The following is a 15,179-nucleotide window of genomic DNA, read 5'->3' as shown; positions in this document are numbered from 1 at the left end:
TTTCCAGACCCCCGCATCCCTAAATAGCGCCTATCGCTTTTGAAGGAGCTCGGAATGCGGCTGTTGCGCGGTGCCTGGAAGGTTTTGGTGGGGATCAAGGACGCGCTCGTCCTGCTGCTCCTCTTGCTCTTTTTCGGGCTGCTCTACGCGCTGCTCACGGCGAGCCCCAACCCGGTCGTCCCCGGCGAGGGCGCGCTCCATCTCGATCTCGAAGGCGTGCTTGTCGAGCAGCCGGAAGAAGTCAGTCCGCTGGCGTTGCTGACCAGCGGCGAACCGGTCCGCCAGCACCGCCTGCGCGATATCGTCCAGGCGCTCGAAACCGCCGCGACCGACGACCGCGTCACCGCCGTCGCGCTCGACCTTGACGGGTTCCTCGGCGGCGGCCAGACCGCCACCGCCCGCGTCGCCGACGCGATCCAGACCGTCCGCGACGCCGAGAAGCCGGTGATCGCCTACGCGACCGGGTACAGCGACGACGCCTATGCGCTCGCCGCCCATGCGAGCGAGATCTGGGTCCATCCGATGGGCGGAGCGCTGATCGTAGGCCCGGGCGGCAGCCGCCTCTATTTCGGCGACATGCTCGAGAATATCGGCGTCAACGTGAACATCTTCCGCGTCGGCGCATTCAAGTCGGCGGTCGAGCCATTCAGCCGTTCCGACCAGTCGCCCGAAGCGCGCGAGGCCAGCCAGGCGCTGGCCGACACCCTGTTCGAGGCGTGGCGCGAGGACGTCGCCCGGGCGCGGCCGCAGGCCGATCTCGAGGCGATCATCGCGACACCCGCCGATCTCGTCGAAGCGGCGAACAACGATCTCGCCACCGCCGCGCGCGACGCCGGGATGGTCGACCGGATCGGCACCCGGCTAGACTGGCAGGCGCGCATCGCCGAAATCGCCGGCGAGGACGAAAAGACCGGCTTCGAAGCCATCCGCCTCTCCAGCTGGATCGCCGCCAATCCGCGGCGCGGCGGCGGCACCAATATCGGCGTCGTGACGGTCGCCGGCACGATCGTCGACGGCGAAGCGCCTCCGGGCACGGCGGGCGGCGAGACGATCGCCGAACTGCTCCGCGAAGCCTCGCAGAACCACGATTTCTCCGCGCTCGTCCTGCGCGTCGATTCCCCGGGCGGCTCGGCGCTGGCGTCCGAACGCATCCGCCGTGCGGTACTCGCCTTCGCCGAAGAGGAAGGCGATATTCCGGTCGTCGTCTCGATGGGCGATCTCGCCGCGTCCGGCGGCTATTGGGTGGCGACGGCGGGCGACCATATCATGGCCGAACCCGGCACGATCACCGGCTCGATCGGCGTGTTCGGCATCGTCCCGAGCTTCGAGGGGACGCTCGAGCAGCTCGATATCGGCGCCGACGGCGTGACCACCACGCCGCTGTCCGGCGAACCCGACATCTTCGGCGGCCTGTCGCCCGAGGCGCAGCGCCTGTTCCAGGCCGGTGTCGAGGACATCTATCGCCGCTTCCTGACGCTGGTCAGCGAGAATCGCGACATGCCGGTCGCCCGCGTCGCCGAAATCGCCGAGGGCCGCGTCTGGGCCGGCGCGACCGCGCGCCAGCTCGGCCTGGTCGACCAGTTCGGCACGCTCGACGAGGCGGTTCTCGAGGCCGCCCGCCGCGCCGAGGTGGACGCCGAGGATGTCCGCATCCTCTGGATCGAACAGCCGCCCAATCCGTTCGCCGAATTCCTCCGCAACTGGACCCGCGAGGAAGACGCCGAACAGGGCGCCGCCCCGCGCGACATCTGGATGATGCTCGCTCCCGACCCGCGCGCCATCATCGCGACGGTGACGGCCGAGATGCAGCTGCTGCTGGACGGTCCGGCGATGCAGCTGAGATGCCTCGAATGCCCGGTCGAGGTACTCCCGGGCCGGACGAGCGGCGCGGAAGACGCCGGGCTGCGCGCGCTGGCGATGGAGTGGCTGCGCGGCTGACGCCGCGCAACCGGTCCGGACAAATTTCCACGCTCATTCCAACGCTGGTTCCAACGACCGGCGGCCATAGGCGCGGCTCGCCATCACGGGAGCCGTACCATGTATCCGCCCTGCCTCGCCCTTCGTCCCGCCCGCCGGAACGACCGTAACGATATCGAGCAGCTCGCCGCGCTCTCGGCGCGGCTGCTCACGGCCGGCGACTATCCGCCCGACGCGGTCGAGGCGGCGCTGCGCAGCGGCGCCTGGGCGCTCGATCCGCAGCTGATCGCGGACGGCTGCTATTATGTCGTCCTTGTCGACGGGGCGCTCGCGGCCTGCGGCGGATGGAGCTTCCGCGACGAACTGCACAACAGGCCCGATGGAACGCCGGCGCCGCGCCTGCTCGATCCCGCGAGCGAGCCCGCCAAGATCCGCGGTTTCTACACCCATCCCGACTATGCCGGCTGCGGGCTCGCCTCGCTGCTGCTCCGCTGCTGCGAACGGGCCGCGTTTCTCGCCGGCTTCAACGCGCTCGAGCTCGCCGCGACGCCGGCCGGCGAACCGCTTTACCGGCGCAACGGCTATGCCGGCGTCCGGCCGGTCCGCTATCCGGTCGGCGAAGGCCATACGCTCGACGCGCTGATCATGCGCAAGCCGCTCGGCGCCGGCCCGCGCAGCATAGCCGCGCCGCCCGAAGCGGAGCGCGCGACCGCCTGACCGCCCTTCCCGTTCATATCCATGCCGCCGCATCCGTCCCCGGTACGGATGACGCGCCTGCGTTCAATCCAAGGACATGCCGATGGCCAGCAACAGCCGCACCCTTTCCGCCGCCGCCGATGCCGGCGCGCCCGCGCCGGACAATCAATGGTCGTCCCGGCTGACTTTCATCCTCGCCGCGGTGGGATCGGCGGTCGGGCTCGGCAACGTCTGGAAGTTTCCCTATATCGTCGGCGAGAATGGCGGCGGTGCCTTCGTCCTCGTCTATCTGCTCTGCATCGCGTTGATCGGCATACCCGTGCTGACCGCCGAGATCCTCGCCGGACGGCGCGGCGGCGCGAGCCCGATCCGCAGCTTCGGGATCATGGCGGAGCGCGACGGCCATTCGCGCAACTGGCAGGCAATCGGCTGGCTCGGCGGCCTGTGCGCCTTCCTGATCCTCTCCTTCTACAGCGTGGTCGCCGGCTGGGCGCTCGCCTATCTCGGCTATGCGGTGGGCGGCGATCTCTCCGCTGCCGGTGGCGCGGACGATGTCGGCCAGGCGATGGGCACGCTGTTCGAAACGCTGCTGGCCAGTCCGGCGGCGCTCGTCGGCGGCCATACGATCGTGATGGCGATCACGATCCTCATCGTGGCGTCGGGCGTACGCGGCGGCCTGGAAAAGGCGATCCGCTGGATGGTGCCCGGCATCTTCGCCATTCTGGCCGGCCTCGTGCTCTATGCGGCAACGGCAAGCGGCGAGTTCGGCCGCGCCGCGCATTTCATGTTCGCGCCGGATTTCTCCGCCCTGAACTGGGATGCGGTGCTGGTCGCGCTGGGCCATGCCTTCTTCACGCTGAGCATCGGCATGACCGCCATGATGGCCTATGGCGCGCATCTGCAGAAGGACGCGGCGCTCGGCTCGTCCGCGGTCGCGATTGCCGGCCTCGACACCCTGGTCGCGCTGATGGCCGGGCTCGCGATATTCCCGATCGTGTTCGCCGCCGGGCTGGAACCCGCCGCCGGGCCGGGCCTCGTCTTCGTGACGCTGCCGATCGCCTTTGCGGACATCCCGGGCGGCACGATCGTCGCGACGCTCTTCTTCCTGTTCCTCGCCGTGGCGGCGCTGTCCTCGACCATCTCGGTGCTCGAACCGGTCGTCGAATATCTCGAGGAACGGACCCCGCTGACGCGCAGGGGCGCCGCCCTGGCATCGGGCGGCGCGATATGGCTGCTCGGCATCGGCTGCGCGCTCTCCTTCAATGTCGCCGGCGATATCCGCTTGTGGGACCACAACCTGTTCGACCTGCTGGACTTCCTGACCTCGGCGATCCTCCTGCCGCTGGGCGGCCTGCTGATCGCGCTCTATGTCGGCTATGTGCTGCCGGAGCGCGCGGTGCGGGCCGAGCTGGCCGGAATCGGGCCGCGCGGCTATGCCGTGCTGCGCGGGCTGCTGCGCTATGTCGCGCCGCTCGGCATCGCGACGGTATTCGTGTACGGGCTGATGTAGCGGCGGACGGCGCGCCGTCAGGCGCGTTGCGATAATCCGGGAAACGGGTTATGTATGCGCGTCTGATTTGGAGATTTCATGTCCCGGTGAAGTGGGGAGGGCCAATGGTCCTCCCGATGCAAAATTCGACTGTTGAGAGCGCCGCCAGGACCGCCTTGGCCGGCCTGTCGATTTGCAGCCTCAGAAAACGCTGACACTTCAGGCCCGAGCATCGCTCGCGGCCCAGACATGAAAGTTGACCGACAATGGCACGGGACTATTCCGCATTCCTTCCGCCCAGGATCACGGGCGGCGGATCAGAACGACAATTATCGCCCCTCGAAACGCTTGGCTGGCACCCCTTTTTCGCATCGCAGATCGGCGCGGACGCGCTGGCGGAAACGCCGCCCGTCCGCGTCGTCGAAGTGCATCGCGGCGCGCTGCACGTCATCGGCGATGCGATCGACGAAACGATCCCGCCCCTGCCGGATGCGACGGTGGGCGACTGGATATTGCTCGATCGCGAACGCCCCCAATCGAGCCGGCTTCTGGAACGCAAGAGCCTCTTCAAGCGCCGCGCACCGGGAACGGATCGGCAGGAGCAGCTGATCGCGGCCAATATCGACACGGTCTTCATCGTTTCGTCCTGCAACCAGGATTTCAATATCGCCCGGATCGAACGCTATCTGGCTTTGGCGTTCGAGGCGGACGTTACGCCGGTGATCATATTGACGAAGGCCGATCTGGTGTCCGACGCCCAAAGCTATGTCGACCGCGCCCGCGCGATTTCGGAGCTGGTGCCCATCGTCACGCTCGACGCGCGCGGCGAGGAGCCGGCCGAAAAGCTGGCGGAATGGTGCAAACCGGGTAAAACCGTTGCGTTTCTCGGGTCATCGGGCGTCGGCAAGTCGACGCTGACCAACGCCTTGGCGGGTACGCAGTCGATCGCGACGCAACCTATCCGCGAGGACGACGCCAAGGGCCGTCATACGACCACGAGACGGGAACTGCACCGCGTGCCGGGCGGCTGCCTGATGCTCGATACGCCGGGAATGCGGGAGCTCCAGCTGACCGACGCTGCGGGCGGGATCGACGATGTATTCGCGGACCTGCGCGCGCTTTCGGCCCGATGCCGGTTCAACGATTGCCGGCATGAGACGGAACCGGGATGCGCCGTGCTCGAAGCCATCGCGCGTGGCGACATCGAAGAGGCACGGCTCGGCCGATGGCGCAAGCTCAAGGCCGAAGAGGCGTTCAATTCGGCCAGCCTCGCCGAACGCAGAATCCGGGACAAGGCGTTCGGAAAGATGGTCCGGCAGGTGAAAAAGGCGAAAAAGCAGGAAGGAAAGGGACGATGACAGGCGATACGATGACAATCGACAAGACGGGGCAGATCGTCTGGCACGATCTGTTCACCAGCGACCGGCCGCGTTCGATGGCATTTTACGAGCGCGTCGCGGGCTGGCACTACGAAACCGAACATGCGACGGATTTCGCCTGGGGCGGCGGCGAGAAAGACTTCGTTCTCGCGCTCCTGGAGAATGAGGCTGGGGCCGGCTTTGCCGAAACGCCGCCGATACTGCCCGATAGCTGGATCGCCTATGTCGAGGTCGCCGATGTGGACGCTGCGGCCGCCGCGGCGGAAAGGCTCGGCGGGACGATCGTGCGCGAACCCTTCGAGGTTCCCGGCGTCGGGCGCAATGCGCTGCTGCGCGACCCGCTGGGCGCGCTCGTCGGAATCTCGCTGTCGCGCCATGATTTTCCCGTGCCGCAACGACAGTTCGGCGCGGAAATCTATCTGTCGGACAGCCCGGCATTTCCGACGGATTTCTATGCACAACTGTTCGGCTGGACGGCCGGATCGCCTTCCGATGGAGAGCAGGATGGCAATTCCATCGCCGGTCCTTCGGGTGATGAGGTTGCGATGCATCTGGTCGGTCAACCCCCGGCGGACATGCAGGCGATATGGATACCGAGCCTGAAAGTGGCCGAACCGCAGGCTGCACTGGACGATGCCAGAACGTTGGGCGCAACTGCCTTGGGACAGGATAAGCCGTCAGGCCGCTATGCTTTTTTGCGTGACCCGGTCGGCGCGGCGATATGCCTGCCCAAGGCCTAAGGTAAGGCGCTATCCGCCCCGATACACGGGTAGCGCCAAGCCCTTCCAGATCGCCAGCGCCCGCAGGGCGAAACCCGCCAGCGCGGATAGGCCCGCCGCGACCGGGAGCATGACGCCCGCCGCGCTGAGGCCCACGAACAGCGCCGCGGCCAGCGCCGCCGCCGTCACATACAGCTCCGGCCGTAGGATGATCGAGGGTTCGCCGGCCAGCACGTCGCGGATGATACCGCCGAGACAGGCGGTGAAGATGCCCATCATCACGGCGGCGACGGGCGGGACGCCGAAACTCAGCGCCTTGGCCGCGCCGAACACGGCATAGGCGGCCATGCCCACCGCATCGAGCCAGTCCAGCGCCTTGCCGCGCCACAGCTTTGCCGGCGTGATCCAGATGACGAGCGCGATGACGAGGCAGGCGGTGAGCGGGCGCGTATCCTCGATCCAGAAAACCGGCGCGCCGATCAGCAGATCGCGCACCGTGCCGCCGCCGACGCCGGTCGCCAGCGCGAAAAAGGCGAAGGTGACGAGCGTCTGCTTCGCCCGCGCCGCCGCCACCGCGCCGGTCGCCGCGAACAGGCCGATCCCGGCGAGGTCGAGCGCGGAGAGTACCGGGCCGATGGGGAAATCGATCGGCGTCATGCGGCCTTATTCCTGGCCCGCTGCTTCTTCAGATAGCGCCAGGGCAGAATGATCGCCCCGAAGAGCGTCATCAGCAGGGCGAGTATCGCCGAGACGATCAGGATCGGATGGCTGGTATCCTCGCGCTGCTGCAGATCCATGATGTGCAGCCCCCACATGAAATCGAAGGCGCGCCAGAAGCGGGTGCGGACGGCGAGGACATCGCCGGTCTCCGCGTCGACATAGACATGGTGGCTGTCGCCGAACCGCGCCTGCCAGGCCGGCCGGCCCCGGCGCAGGTCCATCGGGTTGGCGTCGGCATCGAAACGCTGCATCTGCGCGAGCGGCGCGTCGCCGGCATAGGCGGCCTCGGCGATACCGGCCGCCTCATCGCTGGTGAGCTGCGGCGCGAGATAGGCCCCGGTTTCGATCGAGGCGCGCCGCCCGCCGCCATCGGCATAGCGGACGATCCACTGCGTACCGGACGGACGCTGGGCGAGTTCGACGCTGCGGACCGCGCGGACGCTGCTGTCGATGCGCGGGAAGACGGGCGGGTTCGCGGGCGTCGCGATAACCGGCGCTTCGGCGCGCAGATGGGTGCCGCGCACCTCCTCGATCGGACGCGCGACCATGAACAGGCCGGATATCGTCCAGAGCAGCAGCGGCACGCCGGCCAGCCAGCCGAGCCAGATATGCCATTTGGTGAGCGTCAGACGCATCGATATTCCCCTTCGGCCGCCGCTTTCGCGCGGCGAACGGGAATCGTCAAATATGTATCGGCTTGCCCTGCACCGCCATCGCCGCCTCCTTCAGCGCTTCGGCATGGGTCGGATGCGCGTGGCAGGTATAGGCGATATCCTCGCTCGTCGCGCCGAATTCCATGGCCTGGGCGGCCTGGGCGATCATCGTGCCGGCAAGCGAGGCGATGATGTGGACGCCGAGCACCCGGTCGGTCTCGGCATCGGCGATCACCTTCACGAAGCCGTCGGTATCGCGGTTGGTCTTCGCGCGGCTGTTCGCCATCATCGGGAACTTGCCGGCCTTGACGGTATAGCCCTTCTCCTTGGCTTCCTCGGCGGTCAGCCCGACCCCGGCGATCTCCGGCATCGTGTAGACGACCGACGGGATCACGTCATGGTTCACGATGCCGATCTGGCCCGCGATATTTTCGGCGACCGCGATCCCCTCGTCCTCGGCCTTGTGCGCGAGCATCAGCCCGGGCACGACATCGCCGATCGCCCAGACGCCGGGCACGCTCGTGCGGAACTCGTGATCGATGTCGATCTGGCCGCGATTGTTGACCTGCAGCCCGATCGCATCGAGGCCCAGCCCCTCGGTGTTCGGCCGCCGCCCGATCGAGACGAGCACGCAATCCGCCTCGATGATCTCTTCGTCGCCGCCCTTGGCGGGCTCGACGGTCAGCTTGACCTTCGTCTTCAGCGTTTCGGCGCCGGTCACCTTGGTGCCGGTGCGTATATCGAAACCCTGTTTCTTGAAGATCTTGGCCGCTTCCTTGCGGATGTCGCCGTCCATGCCGGGCAGGATCTGGTCGAGAAATTCGACGACGACGACTTCGGCGCCGAGCCGCCGCCAGACCGAACCGAGCTCCAGCCCGATCACCCCGCCGCCGATGACGACCATCTTCTTCGGTACCTTGGGCAGTTCCAGCGCGCCGGTCGAATCGACGATCCGGTGCTGGGCGTTGTCGACCTCGACGCCCGGTAGCGGCGTGACCGACGAGCCGGTCGCGATCACGATATCCTTCGCCGTGACGCTCTTGCCGTCGACCTCGACCGTGTGTTCGCCGGTGAATTTCGCATGGCCCTTGAGCCAGTCGATCTTGTTCTTCTTGAACAGGAACTCGATGCCGCCGGTCAGCTCGCCGACCGCTTTCGACTTTTCCGCGAGCATCTGATCGAGATCGAGTTTCGCGCCCGTCAGCTTGATGCCGAATTTCTCGAGCGCGCCCTCATGCGCTTCTTCGTAAAGCTCCGAGGCATGCAGCATCGCCTTGGACGGGATGCAGCCGACATTGAGGCAGGTACCGCCGAGCGTCTCGCGGCTTTCCGCGCAAGCCGTCTTCAGGCCGAGCTGCGCCGCCCGGATCGCGGCGACATAGCCGCCCGGCCCGGCACCGATCACCAGCACGTCATAGTCGTAAGTCTTCTCAGCCATTATTTTTCCTCAGGCGCGGGGAGCGGGATTTCTAAAGGTCGATCAGCAGCCGCATCGGGTCTTCGAGCGCTTCCTTCATCCGGACGAGCGCGGTCACCGCCTCGCGGCCGTCGATCAGGCGGTGGTCGTAGGAGAGCGCCAGATACATCATCGGGCGCGCGGCGATCGAGCCGTCGGGCAGGACGACCGGACGCTGCTCGATCCGGTGCATGCCGAGCACGGCGGATTGCGGCGGGTTGATGATCGGGGTCGAGAGCAGCGAGCCGAACACCCCGCCGTTCGAAATCGTGAAGGTGCCGCCGCGCATCTCGTCCATCGAGAGCGTGCCGTCCTTCGCGCGCTGGCCGAAATCGGCGATCGTCGTCTCGATCTCGGCGAAGCTCATGCTCTCGGCGTTGCGGATCACCGGGACGACGAGGCCGTTCGGCGCGGACACGGCCACCGAGACGTCGACATAGTCGTGATAGACGATCTCGTCGCCGTCGATCTGCGCGTTGACCGAGGGCACGTCGCGCAGCGCGAGACAGGCCGCCTTCACGAAGAAGCCCATGAAGCCGAGCCGGATGCCGTGCTTCTTCTCGAACAGGTCCTTGTACTGTTTCCGGGCCTCCATCACCGCCGTCATGTCGACATCGTTGAACGTCGTGAGCAGCGCGGCGGTATCCTGCGCGTCCTTCAGGCGCTTGGCGATCGTCTGGCGCAGGCGGGTCATCCGCACCCGCTCCTCGTTCCGTTCGCCCGGTGCAGCCGGCGCGGCTTTCGCCGTGGCGGGCGCGGGTTCGGTCCGCTCCAGGCTCGGCTCGCGCGCTTCGGCCTTGTCGGCCTTGGCGGCGGCGAGCACATCGTCCTTCGTCAGCCGGCCGTCCTTGCCCGAGCCTTTGATCTTCGACGGATCGACACCATGTTCGAGCACCAGACGGCGCACCGCCGGCGACAGGGTCAGCGGCGGGCCGTCGGCATCGGCGTCCTGCGATTTCGTTGCGGCGGGCGCCGATTCCTGTTTGGCCGGCGCCGCTTTTGTCCCGGCCTTTTCGGGCGCCGCGCCCTTGCCTTCGCCGATCCGCGCGATGACGGCGCCGACCTCGATCGTGTCGCCGACGGCGACGAGATGCTCTTCGAGCGTTCCGGCGACCGGCGACGGCACCTCGACGGCCACCTTGTCGGTCTCGAGGCTCGCGATCGGCTCGTCGCGGCCGACCGCGTCGCCCGGCTGCTTCAGCCACTCGCCAAGCGTCGCTTCGGTAATCGATTCCCCCAGCGCGGGAACTTCAACATCGGTTGCCATGCTATTTCTTTCCTTGGCTGTGGCCCAGAGCGGCGGCGACGAGCGCCTCCTGCTGTTCCTTGTGGCGCTTGGCGAGTCCGGTGGCCGGTGAAGCGCTGGGTTCGCGTCCCGCATATTCGGGACGGTCCGGTCCGACCCCCGCTTCCGCGAGACATTCCTCGATATAGTGGCGCGCGAACATCCATGCACCCTGGTTTTTCGGTTCTTCCTGCGCCCAGATGACGGTTTCCAGATTGGTCATGCGCTTGAGGCGGACGACCAGCGGTTCGCCCGGAAACGGATAGAGCTGCTCGATCCGGACGATCGACGTATTCTTGTCCTTCGCCGCGTCGCGCGCCTCGATCAGGTCATAGGCGACCTTGCCCGAGCACAGGACCAGCCGCTTGACGCTCTTGTCGGCGGGTGCGCCGGGATCCGACTTGATCCGCATGAAATGGCTGTCGCCGAGAAAATCCCCGATGTTCGAGACCGCGGCCTTGTGCCGCAGCAGCGATTTCGGCGTCATGATGACGAGCGGCTTGCGGAACGGCCGCTGCATCTGGCGGCGCAGCACGTGGAAATAGTTGGCCGGTTCGGTGATGTTGGCGACCTGCATATTGTCGCCGGCGCACAGCTGGAGGAAGCGTTCGAGCCGCGCGGAGCTGTGTTCCGGCCCCTGCCCCTCGTAACCGTGCGGCAACAGCATCACGAGACCGTTGGCGCGCAGCCATTTCGCCTCTCCCGATGCGATGAACTGGTCGATCATGATCTGCGCGCCGTTGGCGAAATCCCCGAACTGGGCTTCCCAAAGCACGAGCGTCTGCGGATCGGCCAAGGCATAGCCATATTCGAAGCCGAGCACGCCATATTCGGACAGCGGGCTGTTGAGCACTTCGAACCGGCCGCCCGGAATATGGGCGAGCGGCGTATAGCGTTCGGCCGTCTCCTGATCGACCCATTCGGCATGACGCTGGCTGAACGTGCCGCGTCCCGAATCCTGGCCCGACAGGCGGACATGATAATCCTCGTGGATCAGCGTGCCGAAGGCCAGCGCCTCGGCGGTCGCCCAGTCGAAGCCCTCGCCGCTTTCGAACATCTGGCGCTTCGCATCGAGGATCCGGCCCAGCGTCTTGTGGATCGTCACATCGTCGGGAACCGTGGTCAGGATGTCGCCGATCGAACGCAGCGTTTCCTCCTCGACGCCCGACACGACGCCGCGCCGCGCGGTCTCGGGATCGGCCGGCATGCCCAGCCCTTCCCAGCGCCCGCCGAACCAGTCGGCCTTGTTCGGAAGATAGCTCTTGCCGGCCTCGAACTCGTCGTCGAGCAGCGCGTTGAACTCGTCGATAGCGGCATCGGCCCAGTCTTCGTCGACCACGCCCTCGGTCACCAGCCGCTCCCCGTAGATTTTCGACACCTTCGGATGCGAGCGGATCGCGCGGTACATGACCGGCTGGGTGAAGCTCGGTTCGTCGCCTTCGTTATGGCCGAAGCGGCGATAGCACCACATGTCGATCACGACGTCGCGGTGGAAGGTCTGGCGGAATTCGATGGCGAGCTTGCAGGCGAAGGTCACCGCCTCCGGATCGTCGCCGTTCACATGGAGGATCGGCGCCTGAACCATCTTGGCGACGTCCGAGGGATAGGGCGAGGACCGGGCGAATTGCGGGCTCGTCGTGAAGCCGATCTGGTTGTTGATGACGAAGTGGATGCAGCCGCCGGTATTGTATCCGCGAATGCCGGAAAACCCGAAGCATTCCATGACGATACCCTGGCCGGCGAACGCCGCGTCGCCATGAAGGAGCACGGGCAGCACTTCCTTATGCTCTTCCAGATCCTCCCGGGTGACCTGGGTCGCGCGCGTTTTCCCGAGGACGACCGGGTTCACCGCCTCGAGATGCGAGGGATTGGGAACGAGCGACATATGGACGCTGATCCCGTCGAACTCGCGATCGGTCGAGGTGCCGAGATGATATTTGACGTCGCCCGACCCGCCGACATCTTCCGGATTGGCCGCACCGCCGGCAAATTCGTGGAAGATCGCGCGATAGGGCTTGCCCATGACGTTGGCGAGCACGTTCAGACGCCCGCGATGCGCCATGCCGATCACCATCTCCCGGACGCCGTCCGCACCGCCATATTTGATGATCGCCTCGAGCGCCGGAACCATGGATTCGCCGCCGTCGAGACCGAACCGCTTGGTGCCGACATATTTCTTCCCGAGAAAACTTTCCCACTGCTCGGCCTCGATGACCTTGCGGAGGATCGCCTGCTTGCCCTCGGGCGTGAACTGGATGGCGGCCTCCTTGCCCTCCATCCGCTCCTGGAGGAAGCGGCGCTCCTCCAGGTCATTGATATGCATATATTCGAGGCCGACCGGCCCGCAATAATTGTCGCGCAGGATCGCGACGATCTCGTTGACCGTCGCGCTGTCCATCCCCAGCGCGCCGCCGAGATAGACGGGCTTGTCGAGTTCGTCGGCCGCAAAGCCGTGAAATTCGGGCGTCAGATCGGCGGGCAGCTCGCGTTCGTGGAGCTTGAGCGGATCGAGATTTGCCGCGAGATGCCCGCGCACGCGATAGGTGCGGATCAGCATCATGGCGCGGATCGAATTGCCGGCCGCGCGCTCGATCTCGTCGGAGGAAAGCGGCTTGCGCGAATAGGAGGGGGCGGCGGGCGCGCAGTTCGGATCGGCGATCGTCATCTGCGTCGGGTCGAGGCCCGCGGTCAGCGCGTCGGTGCTCGCGACCGGCCAGTTCGGACGCTGCCAGCTCGGGCCGCTCGCCGTTTCCTCCAGCCCGTCGAAAAAGACCCGCCAGCTCGCGTCGACGGCGTCGGGATTGCCGCGATAGCGCCGATACAGGGCTTCCACGAAAGAGGGGCTGACGCCTTCCAGCTCCGAGAAGTCGATGCCCTCATAGCCCATATTTTGTGATCCCTAGCTGTCCCACGCCGTCGATCTGGCGTCGGGAGCCACCTCTATCAACCCTTGAGCAGTTCCGCGAGCGTCGTGCCGAGTTCGGACGGGCTCGGAGAGACAGTGATGCCCGCGGCTTCCATCGCCGCGATCTTGTCGTCCGCGCCGCCCTTGCCGCCGGAGACGATCGCACCGGCATGGCCCATCCGGCGGCCGGGAGGCGCGGTGCGCCCGGCGATGAAGCCGACGACCGGCTTGGACCGGCCCGCCTTGGCTTCGTCGGCCAGGAACTGCGCGGCCTCTTCCTCGGCGCTGCCGCCGATCTCGCCGATCATCACGATCGATTCGGTTTCGTCGTCGGCGAGGAACATCTCGAGCACGTCGATGAAGTTGGTGCCGTTGACCGGATCGCCGCCGATGCCGACCGCGGTCGATTGGCCGAGCCCGACGGCCGTGGTCTGGTGCACCGCTTCATAGGTCAGCGTGCCGGACCGGCTGACCACGCCGACCGACCCTTTCGAGAAGATGCTGCCCGGCATGATGCCGATCTTGCACTCGTCCGGCGTCAGCACGCCGGGGCAGTTCGGCCCGATCAGCCGCGACTTGGAGCCTTCGAGATGGCCTTTCACCGTCACCATGTCGAGCACCGGAATGCCCTCGGTAATCGCGACGATCAGCGGAATCTCGGCCTCGATCGCCTCGATGATCGAGGCGGCGGCGAATTTCGGCGGGACATAGACGACGCTCGCATCGGCCCCCGTCGCATCGCGCGCCTCGGCGACCGTATCGAACACGGGGAGGCCCAGATGCTCGGTCCCGCCTTTCCCAGGGGTAACGCCGGCGACCATCTTGGTGCCGTAATCCAGGCCCTGCCGGGTGTGGAAGGTGCCGGTATCGCCGGTCATGCCCTGGGTGATGACCTTGGTATTGCTGTCGACGAGTATGCTCATCCTGATCGCTGTCCTGTCGCTTTTTTGGGAAGTATCTATGCGAGCGAGCTGTCGAGTCCCTTACAGGCTTCCAGCAGTTCCTTCACGGCATCGACCGACACGTTGAAGTTTTCGCGCGCCTCGTCGCCGAGTTCGATCTCGACGATCCGCTCGACGCCGTCCTTGCCGATGATCACGGGCACGCCGACATAGAGATCGTCGACGCCATACTGGCCGGTCAGATGCGCGGCGGCGGGGAGAACGCGTTTCTTGTCCTTGAGATAGCTCTCGGCCATCATGATCGCGCTCGTCGCCGGCGCGTAATAGGCGCTGCCGTTGCCGAGCAGCCCGACGATCTCGCCGCCGCCCTTGCGGGTGCGATCGACGATCGCGTCGATCTTGTCCTGCGTCGACCAGCCCATCTTGATGAGATCGGGGATCGGGATGCCCGCAACGGTCGAATAGGCGGGAACCGGCACCATCGTGTCGCCATGGCCGCCGAGTACGAAGGCGGTGACGTCTTCGACCGAAACGCCGAATTCTTCGGCGAGGAAGTGGCGGAAGCGCGCGCTGTCGAGCACGCCGGCCATGCCGCAGACCTTCTCGTGCGGAAGCCCCGAAAATTCGCGCAGCGCCCAGACCATCGCGTCGAGCGGGTTGGTGATGCAGATGACGAAGGCGTCGGGCGCGTGGGTCTTGATGCCCTCGCCGACCGACTTCATCACCTTGAGGTTGATTTCGATCAGATCGTCGCGGCTCATCCCGGGCTTGCGTGCGACGCCGGCCGTCACGATGCAGACGTCCGCGCCCGCGATATCGGCGTAATCCTGAGTGCCCTTCAGCGCGCTGTCATAGCCTTCGACCGGCCCGGCCTGCGAAAGATCGAGCGCCTTGCCCTGCGGCATGCCTTCGGCGATGTCGAACAGAACGACATCGCCCATTTCCTTCATCGCGGCGAGATGGGCAAGCGTGCCGCCGATCATGCCGGCGCCGATAAGCGCAATCTTGTTGCGAGCCATGTCTGTCCTCTTCTGTCTGGCAACGGGCAAAGCCCTGAA

The 15,179-nt window shown here is 66.3% G+C and carries 12 protein-coding genes; 5 read left to right on the top strand and 7 right to left on the bottom strand.

Features of this window, described 5'->3' with window-relative positions:
• The first annotated feature begins 54 nt into the window (after positions 1 to 54).
• The 5 genes from sppA (at position 55) to ACTS1X_RS12640 (ending at position 6,221) form a co-directional block, all read left to right on the top strand.
• Positions 55 to 1,938, top strand: coding sequence for a signal peptide peptidase SppA (gene sppA / locus ACTS1X_RS12660; protein ID WP_442614761.1), 1,884 nt, complete (start codon positions 55 to 57; stop codon positions 1,936 to 1,938).
• Positions 1,939 to 2,037: 99 nt separating this feature from the next.
• Complete coding sequence (locus tag ACTS1X_RS12655; RefSeq protein ID WP_442614760.1) at positions 2,038 to 2,634, top strand: GNAT family N-acetyltransferase; 597 nt, start codon at positions 2,038 to 2,040, stop codon at positions 2,632 to 2,634.
• An 82-nt stretch (positions 2,635 to 2,716) separates the two neighbouring features.
• Positions 2,717 to 4,123 (top strand): sodium-dependent transporter, encoded by a 1,407-nt coding sequence (locus tag ACTS1X_RS12650; RefSeq protein WP_442614759.1) that lies wholly within the window; start codon positions 2,717 to 2,719, stop codon positions 4,121 to 4,123.
• Between the two features lie 245 nt (positions 4,124 to 4,368).
• On the top strand, positions 4,369 to 5,460 hold the full coding sequence (rsgA, locus tag ACTS1X_RS12645) for a ribosome small subunit-dependent GTPase A (RefSeq protein WP_442614758.1): 1,092 nt from the start codon (positions 4,369 to 4,371) through the stop codon (positions 5,458 to 5,460).
• Positions 5,457 to 6,221: a VOC family protein gene (locus tag ACTS1X_RS12640; RefSeq protein ID WP_442614757.1), complete on the top strand. Its 765-nt coding sequence runs from the start codon at positions 5,457 to 5,459 to the stop codon at positions 6,219 to 6,221. Before rsgA ends, ACTS1X_RS12640 begins: the two co-directional genes overlap by 4 nt.
• A gap of 9 nt (positions 6,222 to 6,230) precedes the next feature.
• Here the strand turns inward: ACTS1X_RS12640 and ACTS1X_RS12635 are convergent, their stop codons facing one another.
• From ACTS1X_RS12635 to mdh, 7 genes are read right to left on the bottom strand one after another with little or no spacing between them, the layout of a single operon-like run.
• Positions 6,231 to 6,857: a trimeric intracellular cation channel family protein gene (locus ACTS1X_RS12635; protein WP_442614756.1), complete on the bottom strand. Its 627-nt coding sequence runs from the start codon at positions 6,855 to 6,857 to the stop codon at positions 6,231 to 6,233.
• A complete protein-coding gene (locus ACTS1X_RS12630; RefSeq protein WP_442614755.1) occupies positions 6,854 to 7,555 on the bottom strand; it encodes a PepSY domain-containing protein in 702 nt (233 codons plus the stop codon). The genes ACTS1X_RS12635 and ACTS1X_RS12630 overlap by 4 nt, the downstream gene beginning before the upstream one ends.
• Positions 7,556 to 7,601: 46 nt before the next feature.
• Positions 7,602 to 9,011: a dihydrolipoyl dehydrogenase gene (lpdA, locus tag ACTS1X_RS12625; RefSeq protein ID WP_442614754.1), complete on the bottom strand. Its 1,410-nt coding sequence runs from the start codon at positions 9,009 to 9,011 to the stop codon at positions 7,602 to 7,604.
• A gap of 31 nt (positions 9,012 to 9,042) precedes the next feature.
• The gene (gene odhB, locus ACTS1X_RS12620; RefSeq protein ID WP_442614753.1) at positions 9,043 to 10,296 is read right to left on the bottom strand and encodes a 2-oxoglutarate dehydrogenase complex dihydrolipoyllysine-residue succinyltransferase; all 1,254 of its coding nucleotides are present in this window, start codon (positions 10,294 to 10,296) and stop codon (positions 9,043 to 9,045) included.
• Between the two features lies 1 nt (position 10,297).
• Positions 10,298 to 13,201 carry a 2-oxoglutarate dehydrogenase E1 component gene (locus ACTS1X_RS12615; RefSeq protein WP_442614752.1) on the bottom strand — a complete coding sequence of 968 codons (2,904 nt, stop codon included), beginning with the start codon at positions 13,199 to 13,201 and terminating at the stop codon, positions 10,298 to 10,300.
• Between the two features lie 56 nt (positions 13,202 to 13,257).
• Positions 13,258 to 14,142 (bottom strand): succinate--CoA ligase subunit alpha, encoded by an 885-nt coding sequence (gene sucD / locus ACTS1X_RS12610; RefSeq protein ID WP_442614751.1) that lies wholly within the window; start codon positions 14,140 to 14,142, stop codon positions 13,258 to 13,260.
• A gap of 35 nt (positions 14,143 to 14,177) precedes the next feature.
• Complete coding sequence (mdh, locus tag ACTS1X_RS12605) at positions 14,178 to 15,140, bottom strand: malate dehydrogenase (RefSeq protein ID WP_442614750.1); 963 nt, start codon at positions 15,138 to 15,140, stop codon at positions 14,178 to 14,180.
• Between the last annotated feature and the right edge of the window lie 39 nt (positions 15,141 to 15,179).

Origin of the sequence: Parasphingopyxis sp., from assembly GCF_052168275.1 — a bacterium.
GTDB lineage: Bacteria > Pseudomonadota > Alphaproteobacteria > Sphingomonadales > Sphingomonadaceae > Parasphingopyxis.
The sequence above is the reverse complement of the archived record's forward strand: the minus strand, read 5'-3'. Positions and strand labels throughout refer to the sequence as shown.